This window comes from Psychrobacter sp. PSP, from assembly GCF_024085615.1.
GTDB classification, from domain to species: domain Bacteria; phylum Pseudomonadota; class Gammaproteobacteria; order Pseudomonadales; family Moraxellaceae; genus Psychrobacter; species Psychrobacter pacificensis.
Genome location: NZ_JABLTF010000021.1, coordinates 117,325 through 136,123, shown reverse-complemented (window position 1 = coordinate 136,123; position 18,799 = coordinate 117,325). Strand labels below are relative to the sequence as shown.

Annotated in this window: 17 protein-coding genes; 5 read left to right on the top strand and 12 right to left on the bottom strand. The window is 39.2% G+C overall.

Annotated elements, in window-relative coordinates; all coding sequences use genetic code 11:
- Positions 1-42: 42 nt before the first annotated feature.
- Together HL061_RS12390 and HL061_RS12385 are read right to left on the bottom strand one after the other, a co-directional pair.
- Positions 43-1,320, bottom strand: a complete 1,278-nt coding sequence (locus HL061_RS12390; protein ID WP_071003416.1) for an McrC family protein — start codon at positions 1,318-1,320, stop codon at positions 43-45.
- Positions 1,317-3,665 (bottom strand): AAA family ATPase, encoded by a 2,349-nt coding sequence (locus HL061_RS12385; RefSeq protein WP_252962889.1) that lies wholly within the window; start codon positions 3,663-3,665, stop codon positions 1,317-1,319. The genes HL061_RS12390 and HL061_RS12385 overlap by 4 nt, the downstream gene beginning before the upstream one ends.
- Positions 3,666-4,171: 506 nt before the next feature.
- On the opposite strand from HL061_RS12385, the gene HL061_RS12380 reads away from it, so the two are divergent.
- The 3 genes from HL061_RS12380 to HL061_RS12370 all read left to right on the top strand — a co-directional run bounded on the left by HL061_RS12380 (position 4,172) and on the right by HL061_RS12370 (position 7,490).
- Positions 4,172-6,133 carry a hypothetical protein gene (locus HL061_RS12380; protein ID WP_252962888.1) on the top strand — a complete coding sequence of 654 codons (1,962 nt, stop codon included), beginning with the start codon at positions 4,172-4,174 and terminating at the stop codon, positions 6,131-6,133.
- 50 nt (positions 6,134-6,183) lie between these two features.
- Positions 6,184-7,110 (top strand): IS30 family transposase, encoded by a 927-nt coding sequence (locus HL061_RS12375; RefSeq protein WP_025643743.1) that lies wholly within the window; start codon positions 6,184-6,186, stop codon positions 7,108-7,110.
- A 62-nt stretch (positions 7,111-7,172) separates the two neighbouring features.
- Positions 7,173-7,490 carry an ankyrin repeat domain-containing protein gene (locus HL061_RS12370; protein ID WP_240365288.1) on the top strand — a complete coding sequence of 106 codons (318 nt, stop codon included), beginning with the start codon at positions 7,173-7,175 and terminating at the stop codon, positions 7,488-7,490.
- Positions 7,491-7,582: 92 nt separating this feature from the next.
- On the opposite strand, the gene HL061_RS12365 is transcribed toward HL061_RS12370, so the two are convergent.
- From HL061_RS12365 to HL061_RS12350, 4 genes are read right to left on the bottom strand one after another with little or no spacing between them, the layout of a single operon-like run.
- The gene (locus HL061_RS12365; RefSeq protein WP_240365289.1) at positions 7,583-9,202 is read right to left on the bottom strand and encodes an SAVED domain-containing protein; all 1,620 of its coding nucleotides are present in this window, start codon (positions 9,200-9,202) and stop codon (positions 7,583-7,585) included.
- 3 nt (positions 9,203-9,205) lie between these two features.
- Positions 9,206-9,718, bottom strand: a complete 513-nt coding sequence (locus HL061_RS12360) for a Mov34/MPN/PAD-1 family protein (protein ID WP_240365290.1) — start codon at positions 9,716-9,718, stop codon at positions 9,206-9,208.
- Positions 9,703-11,394 (bottom strand): ThiF family adenylyltransferase, encoded by a 1,692-nt coding sequence (locus tag HL061_RS12355; protein ID WP_252962887.1) that lies wholly within the window; start codon positions 11,392-11,394, stop codon positions 9,703-9,705. Before HL061_RS12355 ends, HL061_RS12360 begins: the two co-directional genes overlap by 16 nt.
- Before the next feature lie 8 nt (positions 11,395-11,402).
- Complete coding sequence (locus HL061_RS12350) at positions 11,403-12,425, bottom strand: nucleotidyltransferase (RefSeq protein WP_252962886.1); 1,023 nt, start codon at positions 12,423-12,425, stop codon at positions 11,403-11,405.
- Between the two features lie 296 nt (positions 12,426-12,721).
- Here HL061_RS12350 and HL061_RS12345 point away from each other — a divergent pair, with 296 nt between their 5' ends.
- Both HL061_RS12345 and HL061_RS12340 read left to right on the top strand, forming a co-directional pair.
- Positions 12,722-14,263 (top strand): site-specific DNA-methyltransferase, encoded by a 1,542-nt coding sequence (locus tag HL061_RS12345; RefSeq protein ID WP_071003404.1) that lies wholly within the window; start codon positions 12,722-12,724, stop codon positions 14,261-14,263.
- Between the two features lie 50 nt (positions 14,264-14,313).
- Positions 14,314-14,454, top strand: a complete 141-nt coding sequence (locus tag HL061_RS12340; RefSeq protein WP_252962885.1) for an integrase core domain-containing protein — start codon at positions 14,314-14,316, stop codon at positions 14,452-14,454.
- Positions 14,455-14,974: 520 nt separating this feature from the next.
- On the opposite strand, the gene modB is transcribed toward HL061_RS12340, so the two are convergent.
- The 6 genes from modB to HL061_RS12310 all read right to left on the bottom strand — a co-directional run bounded on the left by modB (position 14,975) and on the right by HL061_RS12310 (position 18,706).
- On the bottom strand, positions 14,975-15,676 hold the full coding sequence (gene modB / locus HL061_RS12335) for a molybdate ABC transporter permease subunit (protein ID WP_071003402.1): 702 nt from the start codon (positions 15,674-15,676) through the stop codon (positions 14,975-14,977).
- 46 nt (positions 15,677-15,722) lie between these two features.
- Positions 15,723-16,562, bottom strand: coding sequence for a molybdate ABC transporter substrate-binding protein (gene modA / locus HL061_RS12330; protein WP_071003400.1), 840 nt, complete (start codon positions 16,560-16,562; stop codon positions 15,723-15,725).
- Positions 16,555-17,046, bottom strand: coding sequence for a molybdenum cofactor biosynthesis protein MoaE (locus tag HL061_RS12325; RefSeq protein WP_071003399.1), 492 nt, complete (start codon positions 17,044-17,046; stop codon positions 16,555-16,557). Before HL061_RS12325 ends, modA begins: the two co-directional genes overlap by 8 nt.
- 53 nt (positions 17,047-17,099) lie before the next feature.
- Positions 17,100-17,381: a MoaD/ThiS family protein gene (locus HL061_RS12320; RefSeq protein ID WP_071003397.1), complete on the bottom strand. Its 282-nt coding sequence runs from the start codon at positions 17,379-17,381 to the stop codon at positions 17,100-17,102.
- 77 nt (positions 17,382-17,458) lie between these two features.
- Positions 17,459-17,965, bottom strand: a complete 507-nt coding sequence (gene moaC / locus HL061_RS12315) for a cyclic pyranopterin monophosphate synthase MoaC (RefSeq protein ID WP_071003395.1) — start codon at positions 17,963-17,965, stop codon at positions 17,459-17,461.
- 42 nt (positions 17,966-18,007) lie between these two features.
- Complete coding sequence (locus HL061_RS12310; protein ID WP_290127472.1) at positions 18,008-18,706, bottom strand: molybdenum cofactor guanylyltransferase; 699 nt, start codon at positions 18,704-18,706, stop codon at positions 18,008-18,010.
- Between the last annotated feature and the right edge of the window lie 93 nt (positions 18,707-18,799).

Below are 18,799 nucleotides of genomic sequence, written 5' to 3'. Positions count from 1 at the left end.
ATGCTTACTGATAAGTCTAGTAGCTTAAATGTGAAGCTCAAACTAAGCTTTAGATAAAGACGGAAACCTTTCTACCCATTCACCGATAACCACTTTGTCAGTTTCAATACAAAATGGTATAGCCCACAATCTCAATTCTTCTGCTAAATAAAAACACTCCAAAGGTATTTCGAACTGATGATGCTTAGGATAAATAAGCATCATGTCCCCACACCCGTTCAAATATTTATAACCATAAGCAAATAACTGATAAATATCCGACTGACTGATATTGAAATTGTTATCACTGTTATTGAAGCTTATTAACTTCCACTTAGTATCAAGTACATGGTGATTTCTTCTTTCTTTACTGATTAATAGATCAGGTTTTAATTGAAAGCGCGGTTTTAAACCTTTTTGGTTATTCACCATGTGCTTACTAGAAGCTTGTGTTGTTAGTTGCCAGGGCGCCTTAATATCTCGTCGTAGGCATCTTGCTACATACTTCTCGAACAAAATTTCCATTGGAAATAACAATGCAATACCCCGATGCTCTCCCTTTTGAAAGTTTGGATTAAGCTTTTCAAGTATTAGTTGGCACCATGGCTTTATCGCTCGGTAGGATTGCAATATTTTGATGTCTGACCACTTATGCATTGAGTTTAGAGGCTCTCTAAGACTCGCTATAGGGTCTAAGATGTGTGAGAACTCATTAGCCAGTCGCCAGTTCTCAGAACTTCTACAGTGCTGCTGTACGTAATCCAATGCCGTTTTAATTAATTGGTTCTCAAGTCGATTGGAATGATAGACATCATGACGAATATGAAAAAGATGAGCTCTACCAACCGTTTGCCTTTGTTGAACTGTAATATCAAGCTGGCCGCGAATAAATCTACTTTCTTCTTCGACTCGCTGATAGTCAAATCTGAGCCCAGACGCTACCAGCTCCTTTAGCAAATATAAAAACTGGTAGTATATCCATTCGTGAATAGGTAGGTTCATTCGATTGAGATTGGCAGATTGAGCCTCTTTATAGGACAATTGCAAAACGGAGCTCAACATTTTGCATAAGACGGCTCTGCTATTATCTGGTTCCTGTAAACCTAACCCTGTCTTTGGTAGTACCTCAATACCTTCGCCGCAAGGACTTTCTAAATAGCCCACATAAGAGTGCAGCTGTAAGTATTGTGGACGCTTATAAGTAATAAACCGTCCATAGCTCTCTTTTTCGCTTAATTGCACTAACCAATCAAAAGTTTCTTGCTTGATAATAGCTAAATCTAAGCTAGGACATGCTGTCTTATCTGTTGTCAGCTGAGCATATTCTCTGACTTGAATCATGCTTCGCTATCCAAAATTTTAGACTCAGTCTGGATTAGTATTTTCTTATAGGATTCAGGATTGTTAAAAGCAGTCTTATTAATATGATAACGACGGTCGTTTAGACCTGTAATACTACTATGAAATAACTCGCTAACGGTCGGAGTTATCTCCCTAGTTTGAACAAACTGTTCTGATGTATGTTTACTAGGATCATTCAACACCCAGCCAATACGCTCCCAATCTGAAAAGAAATATTCCTGAAGTAACGGGATAATCCGTCTCTTAAAAATGTTACCTAATTCAATTTCTCTTTCGTCATCTGAATCTAAGTCTTTCAAGGACCAAAAATACGAGTGCCCTATGACGTGTTCACGATCTAACAGGACTTCAATACGCTGATTCATTACTGTCAGAATTTTAGATACAGCAATGCCATGAACTTTTATGCCATCTAATAGTTTAGGTTGAGGTAATAGCTCAACAAAATCAAATCGACGGCGTAATGCTAAATCTAGCTGTGCAAGAGATTTATCAGCGGTATTCATAGTGCCTAGTATGTAGAGATTTGAGGGTACTGAGAACGGTAGTTTTGAATAAGGCAGTATAACTTCACGCGCATCTGTACCGCCTTTACGCTTATCAGGCTCAAGTAATGTAATAAGCTCACCAAAAATACGGGATATGTTGCCGCGGTTGATTTCATCAATAATAATTAAATGTGGTAACTCTCTAGAATTGGTAGTAGGTTCTGGAGTAAGCAAATGTTTTAATTTTTCTCGATCAATGGTTGTGTCACGTAACTGATAAATAGCCATCTGAGACAATGACTTATCAAATAAACGTTCTTTTGGAAGACTCGGGCTATATATACGCAGCCACTTAACCTTTCTTAATTGCTGAAATCCATAGCGCTCTTTCGTGTCTAAAAATTCATAGTCGTCTGTAATCTCAGCAATAGCACGGAACTTATGGTTACCATTAGATATGATTACTAGATCACCAATACTAACCGCATTTTTGAAAATATTAACAGCTGTAGCTTTATAGTTACTAGGATCATCAGCTAAAGAAATGTTATGCGATTGCTCTATCTTTGCAACTACTTCTCTACGATTACTACAGTTCGAAAAGTCGATGTCATCACCCCAACCTAGAAGCACATAATTGTTATCAATGCATTCATTAAATATCTCATTTTCATCGGAGATATTAGTATTTCCTAAAGAAAGCTTCCATATATTCTTACCTTCAATATTGACTGTTTGTGTAGAGCCCGTCTGTTCTGTTGTTATGGCATTAGTACATAATTGCTTGAAAACACCATCAACCACTTCATAGCTAATGTTTGAATTATTATCGTTTCCTTCTACAACTACAGGTCTAATACCTTCCACGAAGTCCTCATAAGAAAAACTTTGATGAAAAGTTGTAAATGCAACACGCCCTTTTGCCGTTAGTTCATCATACTTATCTTTGATCTTTTGACGCTTGAATTTGTCATTGCTTAGAGACTCATACCAATCGGGAGCAACGCACTGTACAGCGAGTTCTGTAGTACAGTAGGTCTTACCTGTGCCTGGAGGGCCATACAAAATGCGATTAAGGTTAGCCATATTTGGTTCTCTACTTTTTGTTTTAATGTTATACCCACTCTGTTGTGACGCAACTTTCTTATCAGTATTTTTATACCATGCTTCATATGATATTTGCCAAAATGGCATGTCAGTTTTTACCTTCAATTTTTCCAGAAGATTTTGGTAATCAGACCAACTTTCTTGAGGTAAAGTGAACCCTTGTTGTTCAAGCCACGGCTCAGTTTGTGCATCTATTGGTAGATACTGTGATGGGTTTATATAAAATAAGTATTGGGTAAGTTTCGTAAATCCTGTACCAAGTATTTTTAATGCTGAATTAAAGTCTTGCTCTTTAATATCACCATTACGAGCTTGCCGAAATAACTCCCAAAGCAAAGGGATGGAGTCATCAGAACGTATATATTTATATGGAAACAACCAGAACTTTAGTGCCTGAGCTGTGGGTACGCCATCAAAATCTTTAGGAAGAGAAATATCTTTCCCAATTACATTTATTAATTTACTAATTAGTTTTTCTCTATTTTTAACTCCAAATTTCATAAAAGCAGCAAAAAAAGTAAAAGGATCTATCTCTTTCAATGCTTCTTTTTTTTCTTCTTCTATGTATTCATCTTCTAATCCTTTAGTAATACCAGTTTTAGCGAGTATGTTGACTAACTCTTCCTGCTTGTCCTCGTAGTCAACTATCCAATCCGCAATAGCTTTAAAAGCCGGAATCCATGTGTACTGCTCATTACGCTGTCTGACATCCATTAAACAATCTTCCATATAATTTTTTCTAACTATTAAAAAATAAAAATTTTTACGGCATTAACCCAGTGGGAGATTGCCCAAGTATTTGAGACTATACTCATGCCACTAAAGGCATACACAAAATAGGAGCAACACCATGAGTAAGTCTACGCAATCAAAACCAACTTCAAACCAAGGCAACGGTGGGAATTGGCCAACTAAGAACGGTTCAAGCAATTCGTCGGGATCAAATCGCGGAAATGCAAAGCCTAAATAAATTCAAATATAATCAATTTGGAGAGGCAGATGCGGTAGCAAGCCACATCTGCTTTCAAAAATATGAGATATTCAAGCAACAAAGATTTTAATCATCATATAAAGCGCCTAATAAAGCAAGGCTGGTTATTTAGAAAGAAACGAAAACACAATCAGATCGTTGCACCATGTGGACAGTCTGTTACTTTTTCTAAAACGCCGAGCGATCATAGGGCACTTAAGAATTTTATCAATGATATTAAACATGCAAAAGAAGGATATGTGTAATGAGCAATACAAGCATTAAGAAAACCCCTTATTTCCTCCCTGCTGAAGTAGTAAGAGCGATTGCTAGAGCTATTGATAGCAAGAATGATAGTGAATCGTTAGATAACAAATGTCATGATCTATATCTAAGTAAGAATGAGCTTGACCAGCTTATCAATATACATATACATAAAGTTATCGAACGAGTTGAGCTAAAAAGATCAGTTGAGAACGAGCTTAAGTCTTTGATTGCCCAAATGTTTGACGATTACCTGAAGGTAATAGCAAACTACGGTCTATCAGAGCGAAATAGAGATGATATTGGACCTTGGATAATTGAAGCCTTCTTTTGCCCTCACTTAATTAATATTGTCTCTTTTTTAGGGGTAAGAACAAAACCCTTTCAAAAATCTGACTATATTGAGCTAATGACCGATACCTCTACAAGTTTGGAGCTTGCTTTTAAAATAGTTAAAAAACGGGTTAAAGGTTGGAGTGCCTTTTATGCAGGTTTACCTAAGGGTGATAAGGATAAAATTACGGCCTGGCGTCGCGGCGATGATCTACCCAGTTATGGCAGTTTGCTGTCGATTCTCAACCCTAAGCGCCATGATATCTCAAAAAATATCCTCGTCTTCTTAATAACGGCTCGTGCTATTGGTTACTTTAAAAGACATAATGATTTTGAATTATTAACTCAATATTTCAAGTCGCCTAAATCTCTTGAAGCTCTAATGGTTCAATTTGAAGACTTACTATTAGCACTAAACGAGAGTGATATGCAATATGTAGCCACTCTATATCAGAAGAAAGATGAGCAGTTTCTTCATCGACCTTCTACTATTATTTTAGAACTGCTAACTTATAGTTTAAGCAGTTTTTCGAAGGATGAAATAAAACAGGCCAAAGAATATTTTTTTAATGCATTTGAGCTGAGCCTATATCGGTCAGGACATTTATGCGAGCGAATTATTGAAGTTGGTTTCGTTATTGCTAGCTGGCAAGAAACCCCTGATATGAGCTTAATATCCAAGCTAAAAAGTGTCCAAAATCTATATGGCTACACTCTACCTACGATAGTGACTGGGGATACCAAACGGAAGAAAGAAAACCTAGTTGAAGACTGGGAGATCAATATGTGGCGGAGCAACGCGCAAAGGGTGTTCAGTAATTTCAAGGTTGAACTACCAGAAAAATATCAAGTGAGCTCAGCTATTCTACCTATACATTTAAACGCAAAAGAGCTAGCGCTTGACATCAAAAAGCCCAATAAGAAAGTAAAGCTAAATGACAATAGCAAGCTCCATAGAGATAAGAATAAGAAGAAGCAAGTAACGACACAGCTCATCTGGAATACGTTGCTTGAAGACCTAAATGCTGTTAATAAACTCTTGCAAGCTGGTGCTGACATCAATATCCTCTCTGATAACAATGAATCAGCTTTATTAATTGCTTTGCAGTATATGAATTTAACAGAGCCTCATGAACCAGACGATAGCTTTTATCAAGCGCTTAAAGGTTTGGAGTATACGCCAAAGACAATCAACGCGGTAACCGCTAAAAAGCATCTTTTCCCATTATTAAGTGCCGTGCAGACGGGACGACCTGATGTCGTCGAACATATTGTAAACTTAGGGGCAGATGTCAATCAAAAAGGTGGTGGCAGCCATCTAGACGCACTAACCATGTGTATATCTCTAATCGGAACAATTAAGAACTCAAAACTGCTACTTAACCAGTTTAATATGATGGCTAAAGACCCAAAAGTCGTAATAGAAAAAATGAGCGACTTTGAGTTTTCTACCTTCATCAGAGATACACAAGGTAGTTTTGGTGTTAATAGACAGCAAGTGAAACGCTATCTTGCCCAAAGTAGGGAAAGTTCGGATGCAACGGCTATTCTTAAAGATGTATCTAACTTTTTCCAACTTAGATTAACACATGAAGTGCAATACCAAATGCAAGGTGAAAAAAAGACCTAGATGCGCTAGCATCAAAGTTTTTATCCACCGACCAAAGTGAGATTGCAACCATGAGCTATACACATCTAAGCCTAGGTGAACGATACCAGATTTATGCCCTTAAAGGGGCAAAACATAGTATTAATTTTATAGCGAGGGTGTTAAACAGAAGTCCCAGTACCATATCAAGAGAGCTTAGGCGTAATAAAAGCCTACGAGGTTACCGAGCAAAGCATGCTAATAACAAGGCTTGTGACAGACGGGCTAACAACGCCACAACTATTGTGACTGACCTCTGGGCATGGGTGACAGACAAGCTTAAAGAGAACTGGAGTCCTGAGCAAATATCTGGCGTTCATGCTGGTATCAGTCATATGAGCATTTATCGCTATATTTGGCGTGATAAGAGGCAGGGCGGTACATTGTGGCAGTGTCTCAGACGTAAAGGAAAACCATACCGGCAGCGTCTAACCGCTGAGACTCGAGGCCGTATCAATGACAGAGTCTCGATTCATGAGCGCCCTTGTATTGTTGAAGAACGCTCACGTATTGGAGATTGGGAAGCGGATACCGTTATCGGTCAGCATCACAAGCAAGCGATTGTCACGCTCGTTGAACGTAAAACGGGGCTGCTGAAGATGAAGCGTGTGGGTCATAAAACAGCACAGCAAGTATCAGAGGCAATGATAGAACTCTTAGCGCCAGTGAGGTTGCAGGTTAAGACCATTACCTCTGACAATGGTAAAGAGTTTGCTCAGCATAAGAAGGTGAAACAAAAGCTCTTTAGCCCTTTCTTCTTTGCCGATGCTTATGCGTCATGGCAGCGAGGAACCAACGAGAATACCAATGGCCTTATCAGAGAGTACTTGCCTAAGGGTTGTGACTTTAGACAAGTCTCTGATAATGAAATACAGGACATTGAGAACAAACTAAACAACAGACCAAGAAAACGATTAGGGTTTAAAACGCCTATGCAGGCGTTCTATAATATTAATTAGCGTTGCACTTGGTGTGTTAATCTAAGCAAGAGAAAATTCAGGCAAACTACGAGATATTCGATTTGAGCGAAATGCGAAAAATAGCAAAGCTACTAATTGATCGAGGTGCAAATCCTAGCGCTAGATATGACTGGCATGGCATCGATGGGTACACTCCATTTTTATTAGCTTGTGAGATTAATGAAGCTGAACTGGTCTCTTATATGTTGGATAACGCTAATGAGTACTCAAAAGATGACATTATCAATACGGTATATAGAGATCGTAGAGATGGTCAAGCTATTGGCTATGAGAGAGTTTGTAAGTATTTTAAATCAGACGATGTGCTGGAAGTCATAGATAGGCATTTAACTTTAGCTAGTAGTGATGAAGTGAATTAACTTCATTAGCGTAATCTTTTAATACAACCTGATAGCCATAAGAAAGTATTATTGCTTTCAGGTTATATTAGATCAAATATACGTATAGCAATCTATGGCATACCTTCAACGACCGTAGTATTCTCATCATTGTATATTCTAAGTTTGGGCTCCATCATCTCGGTTCCATAGTCGTAGACTATAAATTCAGGCTGAAATCTATCTACAGCTTGGCCAATATATACACAGGCCGCATTTGAGGCACAAACCAATAGATGTATTTTTTTAATACCATGCTTCTGATTTAAGTTAGTGAAAATTTCCTTAAGCCTATTAGCTAGTTTTTCACCTTCAAGTGGATGTGCTATTGCGCCATTACCGTACCCATAAGTTTTAGGAGGATATATATTTATTACTGGAAGCTTGTCTTGGACCTGTTGATTAAGATGCTCAATTGTTGCATCAATCATTGCAGCATCTGCGGTTAGTTTGACGCTAACAATAACCTCAGATTGCCCTGAGTCAATCTCTGGCTCGTCAATAATAAATGCATCTTCTCTAGGCTGCACCCCAGGCCACATCCAACTACTAGCATCTCTGTAACGCAGCATTGGCATTAATTTAGACTTATTACCAAACTTCGCACCAAAACCTATTAAAGCAAAAGTCGGACCTAAGACGAATACTGCAGCACCAGATCCTTCAGTTCGATCATGAATTTTATTAACACATTTCTCGATATTCCTTGAAGCATTCTCTTCAAAACTATTATCAGTATCCATTGACTCACTTGCACCAGAATTCACACTAATAATATGGTCTGATGCTCTATGTTCAAACACACTTAGGGACTTTGATATTGCCACCGAACTGGGCTTTTCTACATGTTGACTGTTTACGCCCCAAGGAATAAAGAAAATATCAACTGGCGTATAATTTAGAGCATCAAGTAACTTGTTGCATAAGCAGACGTGTTCTTCACGCATTTTAGTTAATAATGGTGCTGGATAATATGAGCTTGCAATCCTATCTACTAAGCGATGATGTATATCACACAGCAGCAAAATATTACTAGCATCATTGGATAATAAACGTGATAGATATAGTGCTCCTCTAGGGCCCTTAGTAGAGGACGCAATATTATGAGCCAAATAACCGTAGTTACCCTCATAACCAGTTAAACCATCAACATCTAAGCGTTGTCCACACCCTCTGAACATACATCGTCCATGACTATCATCCATAACTTTACGCTTAAGATAGACATCAAAATTTTCCCCTCTACCACCATCATTAATTTTCAAAATTAGATCATTTACAAAATCTTTTAACGACTCGTTAGTTACAGGGTATGAGCTTTGCAGACAATTAGACCATAAAGACATAACATCATTTTTCTGCTTCATACTCTTAGCTTCAAAAACTTCAACTTCCGAGATTTTATAATCCGTTTTTATTTCAAAATTTTCACTTAGGTATTGAATGAATAAGTAATTATGGTCATCTATCAGAGAAAATCTAAAAACATCAATCAACTCACCATTACTGAACAACAATGTCAGTAAGTTATGGTGGCTTGCGTCTGAAAGGAAGCCAACATGATCCCATTGTAGTCCTATACCTTTGAGATGGTCGAAATATTGTTTGGCCGACTCAAGGTCGGTAAATATAGTTTTATTTAAGGATTGATCATGCACAGTCTGAGTTACTGCAGATAGGTTATTCGTAGTCATTTTTTAATCGTCCTCATCACAAAAAGGTAAATAGCCTAAAAATATTCTAGAGGTTTGAGAGTAGGCAATCCAAAAGCCAATATGACTCGTACCAACGATGACATAAAAAATACGTTCTGATAGGTATTTAGAGCTAGTGAATTGACTGGCTAAATCATTTAAGTCGGTATTAGATGGATTAGGTTTTGGCTCAGGATGTGTATGCCATAGCCCTAGAAGACCACCAAAACCTTTAGTGTCTTTCCAATATTTTTTCAGAGCTGTATCGTGAGATTTGGAACGAAAGAAAGTAGTGCGAGTACGCTTATCTCTAAACATGGGCGTCGTTAAGTCGTCTACCAATATCGTATGACTATCTGGATAATATCTACCTAATAATATACCGCCAGCTTCCTTAGATTTGGCTTGTAATTGTCTAAAGTCGAACCAAATGCCTATGACAGACTCAGCTATTACGCCCTCATATGCTTTATCATTTTCTTTCCACACGATGCGATTATTTAGGTACTGCAACATGAGCAACCTGCAACTTTGATATAGCTTAATGGCTGTGAATAATAACCACCGTTTTGTAGAGCTGCCTCATGGTGCTTAGTAGCTTCTAAGCCATAGTCAATCGGTAATTTATTGGTAGCGCACCACGATTGTAATCCAGTTTTAAGTTCAATCACGAACTCAGCTATAATCACTGCTGTTTTCATAGCGTGGACTGAACCATATGCTGTGAACGCTCCAGCACATCCAGTAATATTTTTTGATAAAACTATGCCAGAAGGATTACTAAACAAACTGGTCTTTATATAATTTGAAGGATTGCCATCACCATCATAGTAAAGACACTTCAAACAGGCATCCTTATTACTTTTGAATCCTAAAACATGACCACCCAATCCGTAAGCTTCTAGCCAACCAGATGCAACATGAACACTGGTATCATATGTATATAAGCGTCGGCACACTTCGAGTTCTGTTGGTGGGTGACCTGTAGCTAACACTATAGAATGAATTTCAGATAGCTGTTCACTGTTTTGACTAATGAGCCAGTTTAAGATATTAGTCTTGTAAGCTACTATCTCTAACTCAGGTATGTTTTGCTGGAGACGATTTTTAAGAGCGCCAACTTTAGACTGGTTGACATCTTGTACTCCAAGGTAATGCCGCATAATATTGTCAGTTTTCATATCATCATTATCGATAAGTATTAGTTTATCGACGTCTGACTCAGCCAGCATTTCTGCAACTCTTGAACCAACTGAACCGCAGCCAGCTATCACAACGGTTTTTTTATTTGATAATTGAGACTCAATCCCAGTACGATTAAGTAAGTACTCACGCCAGCCACGCTGTAAAGTTTGAACCTTGAAATTACGATACTTATTCGAAGCCATATCCTGATAATAGGAGATGACCAAGTAAGTATGCATTTTAGGCGTAGGTATCTCTAAGAGAACGATTTTAAACTTACTTTTCTTGTTTAAGCTGTCTAACTGTTGGGTACTGAAGTTTAAGGTTTGTTGTTCCCACCAGTGTTCATCAAAGGATGTGAAAAGATTAGGAATAACAAAATCCTCGATACGAGGTAAGGATATCTTAGTTACTTTTATAGCAGTATAAGGGCTAGAGCTAGGTGGATGTTGACTAGCACCATCTACTAAGTATTTAATGTGATAAAACTGAGGTGTATTACGTTGTCTCGAGCAATTAATACACCACGCATATAAACTGTCAGATTGATTTGGATTGTGTGTCGCAACGATAACTGGTGCATCTGACACGATTGTCTGGTTATAACCATCAATTTCTTCGTATAGAGCAATCCTGTTACCAGCTTGATATGACTTAAGAGAGTTCGTAAGAATGTCTATAGCCGCATCTACAGTGTATTTAAAAAGACCAAATAAGTCAGCGCTATCAAACATTTCACCTTGATGATCTTTAACACATATCAAGCCGTTATTACCTACATGATCTAATGCTGGTAAGTTGCATTGAGTAACTGATACGGTAGGCAGCAATAGCCAGCGCTTTTGATCAATATATTTGACTGATAAAGGGATTGTCTGTCCATGAATATTTAAATCAAAGCCTATGGCTATAAAACCATCTTTTCTATCCTCACTCTCAATATTCTTGCCATTAAGAGACTGAATGTGTTGTTCAAAGCTTTGCTGTACGCCATCGCTAATTGTCATGACATTCCCTACGCTGATGAACCAGTGCTGACGTATGGCGCTTCGATACTCTTTTTAGCTTTATCGCTTTTATTAACCTCTGGAAAGTCATCACCAAAACTTTTCCTCAATATCTTACTGGCTTCATGCGCATCTGGCTCATCGATAGCTGACTGTAAATTATCTCTTAGTGTCTCAAGACGCTCCTTAATAATAGCCATATCCTCATCACTGACAGACTTAAGTAAGTCTCCATGGGGAACTACCGGTAGATCAATAGAAAGACGATCACACCAGTCAAAATTACTAAGTATAGAGTTGACTAAATTCAATAAGACCTCTCCATCATTTTTAACATCTACTTCGGGCTTTAACCAATGATACGCTGCCATAGTCAATCCAATGCTATGAACCCCCACGTATTTATGGTTACGCCATCTTTTTAAGTAGCGTACGCATCTACGAAACTGTTTGCGTTGATCAGCCCCGTTATTTTCATAGTTGTCATTACCTTTGTATAAGCCATTGATTATTGAATTGATACCTTCAGGATCCGCTGCCTGCCAAACTCGCTTATCTTCAGCTAAACTTTTTCTACCTTTAGCTAGATAGTATGTATCATCGTATACGTTGCTAGACTTTGCATATATTGGCAAATCAACATGATAATCTGGTTTGCCATCCTTCATATATGTCACTGTCACACATGAACGACTCACTTCTACAGTCCGATTATTGTGTTTGATACAATCTGCGACTAACTCTTTTAATTCGACCGGTTTATAGTCTTCTTTATGGCAGTCCAGTAATACACCAACATCAATATCGTAATCACCAGTTCTGACAGGTTTAATACCTGTATTTAAAGCGTAGCTTCCTTGGTTGAAGCTTCTTTCATACTGAGGATAGCCATCGTCTTTTCTTTCTGCCAATTTACTCTTAAGCTTATCGATGATTAGGTCGCGTTTTTCACGTAAAAAGTCGTTTTCTTCATAAGTGCCTAATTTAATAGCATTATGGAATTCTAAGAACTGTTTCTGCAAATCTGCCATATTACACCTCTCAATAATTGTTAAGTTTTAATAGTTATAGAATATATCAAGTCTCTACCAACATTGATAGGTACAGAACATTTGCATACGACAAATAATGTCGCATCCATCCAAATCAACGCTGAAAAAAATCCAACAATAGCTTAAAGTAGCTCTACCAAAGCAAAAGCTTAAGATATTGCATTACTAGTCGATACCCGGTGAGAGCTATCGCGTTATATGATAAATTACCACTCAGGATATCAAGCACTAAATAAGCCTTTAATGGCTGACAAAAAAAGAGGAAGTAAGGCGATATGCCTATATTGAACTGGTTAAATAAAGAGCAAGCGTTGACCACAGCGCGTGACTGTCCGTATCGTTTGCTAGAGCTAGTGCCAGAATTATCGTATGGCGAGTCAGATACTGACAATATGCTCATTCAAGGCGATAACCTCGATGCATTAAAGGCGCTCATTCCGACGCATTCAGGGAAGGTGAAGTGCATCTTTATTGACCCGCCTTACAACACTAAAAGTGCCTTTGAACACTATGACGACAATCTCGAGCACAGCAAATGGCTGTCGATGATGTACCCACGCTTAGAGCTATTGCATCAGCTACTATCTGAAGATGGTTCTATTTGGATTACGCTTGATGATAATGAAGCACATTATGCCAAAGTTATTTTAGATGAAATATTTGGACGCAAAAACTTTATATCGAATTGTATTTGGCAGAAAGTATACACAATCAAAAACTCAGCAAAATATTTTTCCGAAATGCATGATCATTGCCTCGTGTATGCAAAATCTAAAGATCGATGGCTTATTAACTCTTTACCAAGAACTGAAAAACAGAATAAAGCTTATAAAAATTATGATAACGATCCTAGAGGTCCTTGGAAAGCTACGCCAATCCAAGCTAGAAATTTTTATAGTAAAGGTCTATATGAGGTTAAGTCTCCTTCTGGAAGAGTTATCGATGGCCCACCAAAAGGATCTTATTGGCGTATTTCTGAAGAGTCATTTAAAGCTTTGGAAAAAGATAATAGAATTTGGTGGGGAAAGAAAGGCGATAATGTTCCAGCACAAAAACGCTTCTTATCAGAAATTGAAGGAGGTGTAGTACCATCTACTATTTGGTTCTATGATGAAGCAGGTCATAATGCTGAGTCTAAAAATGAAGTTAGAGCCGTCTTTGAAGGTCTAGAAGATGAGCTATTTATTACACCTAAGCCAGAGAGACTAATACAAAGAATTCTTCATCTAGCTACAAAAGAAGGAGATCTAGTGTTAGATTCGTTTTTAGGGTCTGGAACGAGCGCTGCTGTAGCTTTGAAAATGAATCGTAAGTTTATAGGTGTAGAACTTGGAGAGCACGCAGAAAACCAATGTGTGTACAGACTAAAAAAAGTAGTTGATGGTGAGCAAGGCGGTATCTCAGAAGACGTCAACTGGGCAGGTGGTAGCGGCTTTAAATTTTACCGCTTAGGTGATGTGATCTTTAATGAAAACGGTTCGCTAAAAGAAGGTATTAGCTTTGATGCGCTCGCCGCGCACATCTGGTATGGCGATACTCGGCAATCGCTCCAGCAGTCTACCAAATCACCGCTACTTGGCGTGCATAATGGTGTCGCTTATTACCTACTTTATAATGGTATTTTAGGTGATAGGCGTCCTAACGGTGGTAACGTACTCACATCAAAAGTGTTAGCTATATTACCTCCTCATCCTGAAGACCCCAAAAACGGTAAAAAAGTCATCTATGGTGAGACGAGCCGAATGGGAGACGCTCGCCTCAAGAGTGAAAATATTATATTTAAGCAAATACCATACTGTAACTATCCCCTAAAATAACACAGCTCAAACGTAGAATTTCTTATAAAATACCCATAAGGAGTTTTGATATGAGCAAACGAATGACTGAGACCCAAATAGTATCCATTTTAAAAGAAGCAGAAGCAGACTGGATCAAGGTTTATAACAACGAAAGACCCCATGATTCACTTAATGATATGACACCTGCTGAGTACAGGCAGGTGGCTTAACAATTCTACGATGATGTTGTGTTAAGAATGGGGTATTTACAGGATAATTACATCAAGGATAGAGTATTGAGAAAAACTCTTAAATATAAGTATAAATACTATACTTAATTTACCTTGATGTAAGTATAATATTTATACTTATTAGGTGACCAAAACAAGCTTATTAATCAGTATAAAATGTATTAAAGTATGCTAAACGTCTTAACATAATAATCTCTATAGCCCTTGCTACATAAGTCTTTACAGGTTGACATAGATTAAAGTAATTTAATGAAATATGGTGGGTCTAGCCTGTCACGCCGGGGGTCGCGGGTTCGAGTCCCGTCCGCTGCGCCATATTTAAAACGAATTTAGACTGTAAAGTCTAAGCAAGTTTCGCCTCAAACATTACATTGTTTGGGGTTTTTTTGTGTTTGTGTTTTTTGTCTATGTTCTTTCTAATATAACTACCTCTCAATAAGCATCTATTTTGTATTCGCAATAGTTATAATCATTCAACGGACGTGCAGGTATTTTAGTACTATGGACGCTGACTCATGCGACTCACACTAGCAATCAACGCCACCATTACTACGCCCATGATAATCAAAATACCAGACATCATATGCGCTGCCTCATAGTTGAGCGCTTCAACTTGCTCATATATCGCAATCGACACTACCTTGGTCTCACCTGAGATACTCCCCCCTATCATTAACACCACACCAAACTCACCAATGGTATGAGCAAAACTTATCAAACTACCCAAAATAATACCCACGCGCGCTTGCGGTAAGGCTACCTTGACGAAGCGGCGCAGGCGACTGGGTTCTAACAGATGCGCGACTTCTGTGACACTTTGCGGAATACGCAAAAACTGTGCATACACTGGCTGTATATAAAAAGGCAGTGAGTAAATAATAGACCCAACCACTAGACCTTCAAAGGTAAAAATAAGCGGACTAATATTGTGCTCAATCAGCCATTGACCGATACCCATACTTGGACTTAGCAGTAATAATAAATAAAAGCCAATAACCGTAGGCGGGAGCACCAGAGGCATGGCAATGATGCCCATGAGCAGAATTTTGAAACGCCCAACTGCCTTCTTTTGACTTGGCTTGGCAAGCCAATAAGCCATAGGAGTTGCAAACAACAGTAAGCACAAGGTCGTGATAGAAGCGAGCTTAATACTTACCCAAAATGGACTGAGCATATCTGACATAAGAGACTGGTCGATCATATAATGTCACGGCTCGTTTTATAGGTAGCGTGTCTAGGCTAACGGATTACTGAATGGGCAGGTAGCCTGCTTGCGCGAAGTGCTGTTGTCCTGCATCCGAGCGCAAGTAATCAGTAAACGCCGCTGCTAGGACTGTATTATTGATAACGATACCATCTTGTAAGATGGCTGGATAGGATGCTTTTGGCACAGTAATAAACTGCTCAGGTTTGGCTTTTATCGCAACGAGTTGAGACTGCGCCACAAACCCATAATCCACGCTACCTGTATGGGCGTACTGAAATACTTGACCAATATTTTCTGCCTGTATCAGATTCTTCTGAGCGCTTAATTTGTCATATAGCTTTTGTGATTGTAGATAAGCTTTTGCAGATGCACCATAAGGAGCAAGTTCAGGATTGGCAATAGAAATCTTGCTATCATCTGTGAAACTAGCACTTGTAAACGCGTCAAGAAGCGATGCTGGCGTAAAATCATTCAAAGGTTTTGTGACACTATAGAGTGCAAGCTGACCTCTAGTATAGGTAAACGGTTGTACAGATTTATCACGCTTGTCATCAGACAGCTTTGCCGGAAACTCTTGATTGGCAGACAAGAATATATCATAAGGGGCTCCTGCCTTGATTTGAGCATATAGCTTGCCAGAAGACGCGTAAGTGACTTCGATATCTAAGTTACCTTGATTCGACATATTGCTATCTGTTTGATAGCTATCAATGATATTAGGTAGGACATCAGATAAGTTGGCTGCCGCAGCGATACGTAGTGTTTGGTGCTCAGTTGTAGCAGTCGCCCATTCTGCATTCGTACTGTTATCTGCTGTACAAGCATTTAATGCCAGTAGCAAACACGCAGAGGTACTAATAGCAGCTAGTGACCTACCCATTGTTGCTGAGCCATTTAGATGAAGCATCTTCGTAATATTCTTGCTTCCACACAGGAATGTCGGCTTTGATAGTATCTAGTATCCAGCGACACGCATCAAATGCTGGATAGCGATGCGCTGACACTACCCCCACCCACACCGCCACATCACCAATCTCTAACGCTCCGATGCGGTGTATGGCAATAGCGTGAGTGATCTCAAAGCGCTTTTTGGCTTCTTCTATAATGGCGCGGCCTTGGTTGATTGCTAAGTCTTCATAACCGTAATACGTAAGACGATCAACGCTCGTGGCATTATTATGGTTGCGCACTCGCCCTTCAAAGCAAACAAACGCACCGCAGCTGTCATTGTCTAACGTACTTTTGAGCTTATTTTCGTCAATTGCAATATCGAGTAACGCAAAACCGTCGCGCTCAGCAATAAGATAGGCTTCATCGGTACTACGTTTGATGGTCATTGAATGGTTATGGATATTATCTGTCATTTTTTTCTCTATTTACACTAATTGTGGCGCTATAGCCGCTTATAAATATATACCTAACCACCAGCGACTGGCGTGATAAATACTACGCTATCGCCGTCATTGATTTGATCTGTCCATTTGGCGAAGTAATCATTGACTGCCACCCGTAGCTCTGCTTGCGGACGGCTAAAACGATGCTTTTGGCTAAGCTGTTCATATAGTTCAGTCAATGAGGTGTCTTGGGGTAGTTTGACAGTCTCTTGCTGACAGTTAGCCTCATCTGCCAAACTGGCGAAATACATGACATTGATATCCATCGTTGATTCGATATCAGCTTTTGTCTCAATAACACTCATAAACTTCTCCTTTTTTTGCAAGCGTCCTTGCTTGATATCCAATATATCTTTAGTCATTGATTAGGTTTTTTATCACACTAAGCATGAGTATAGTCTGACTTGCCACCTGTTTTTTTAATCAGGTGAATATCATTTATAACGATGTCATGTGATAGTGCTTTAGTCATATCATAGATGGTCAAGCAGGCAACGCTCACGGCGGTTAGCGCTTCCATCTCAACCCCTGTTTTGTGCGTGACTTTGACTACAGCGCTGACGGTGATACTGCTCAGCGCATCATTATACACAAAGGTGAGGCCGATCTTATCTAGTGGCAGCGGATGACAAAGCGGTATCATATCATGCGTGCGTTTGGCAGCCATAATACCGGCAATATGTGCCGTTTGCGTAATGCTGCCTTTTTTGGTCATCCCATCAGCCGCTTTGATCTGCGCATAAATCTCGCTCGGAAAACGAACTTGCCCAGTCGCGTTCGCTTCTCGCGTCGTTGCGGTCTTGCCACTGACATCAACCATCGTGATGTCACCATTACCATCTAAGTGTGATAAAGCAGATTGATGATTTGTCTGAACGCTGTTACTCATTGATATCGCCTTTTCTTAGTAATCTCTTTATTAGTATTTTTATTATGTTGGTAGCGCGGCACACGCCTGTTCAAACTCTTGAGGCGTATTAAAATTGGTCAAATGCTGCCAGTCCTGAGTAAATGGCACGGTTTTTACCATCGGCTGAATAAAGGGCATGACTCGGCGCTGACCACTATCAATATAAGCTTTCAAATCGGGTTCAATAGCTAAATGATACAGCCCTAGTAACGGATATAAATGACTGGCATCTTTTAAGCAAATGACGCGCTTATTAGCCGCTGTATTAATCGCTTGTTGCAATTTCTGCCATAGATCAGTGGCGGATATTAAGCTGTCACAACTCATCACCAGTAGCCACGATGCACGCTGATTGTTAGTTGTAAACAGATTATTCGAGCCAGTCAATGTTTGCAATGCTGATTCGATAGCAACCAACGCACCGCCTGTACGAATCTGCTCATTATTATCCGCGTCAAAATCAGAAACGTAGTCAGCAATAGGCATAACGGGCGAACTGGGTTTGTCCAAAGTAGCATCTGAATCAACATAAAAGCCTAGCCCATTATCCGCAATCAAAATAGGAACTTGCAACTCGCTGGCATGACGAACATGATAATTTAGCAGCTGCTCACCTGTCGGCAGAGTGAGCGTCGCCTTTGGTGTTCCCATACGTTTGGATGCTCCGCCAGCTAAAATAACTATACCTACCAAGTTGTCCGAACTATTTGAGCAACCCATCATTATGCCATTGCCTGTCATTTTTGGTTAAATAGCCGTTATGGCTTAGGGCGTGTTGAACATTCGCAAATAGGCACTGCTGATCGCTAAAAT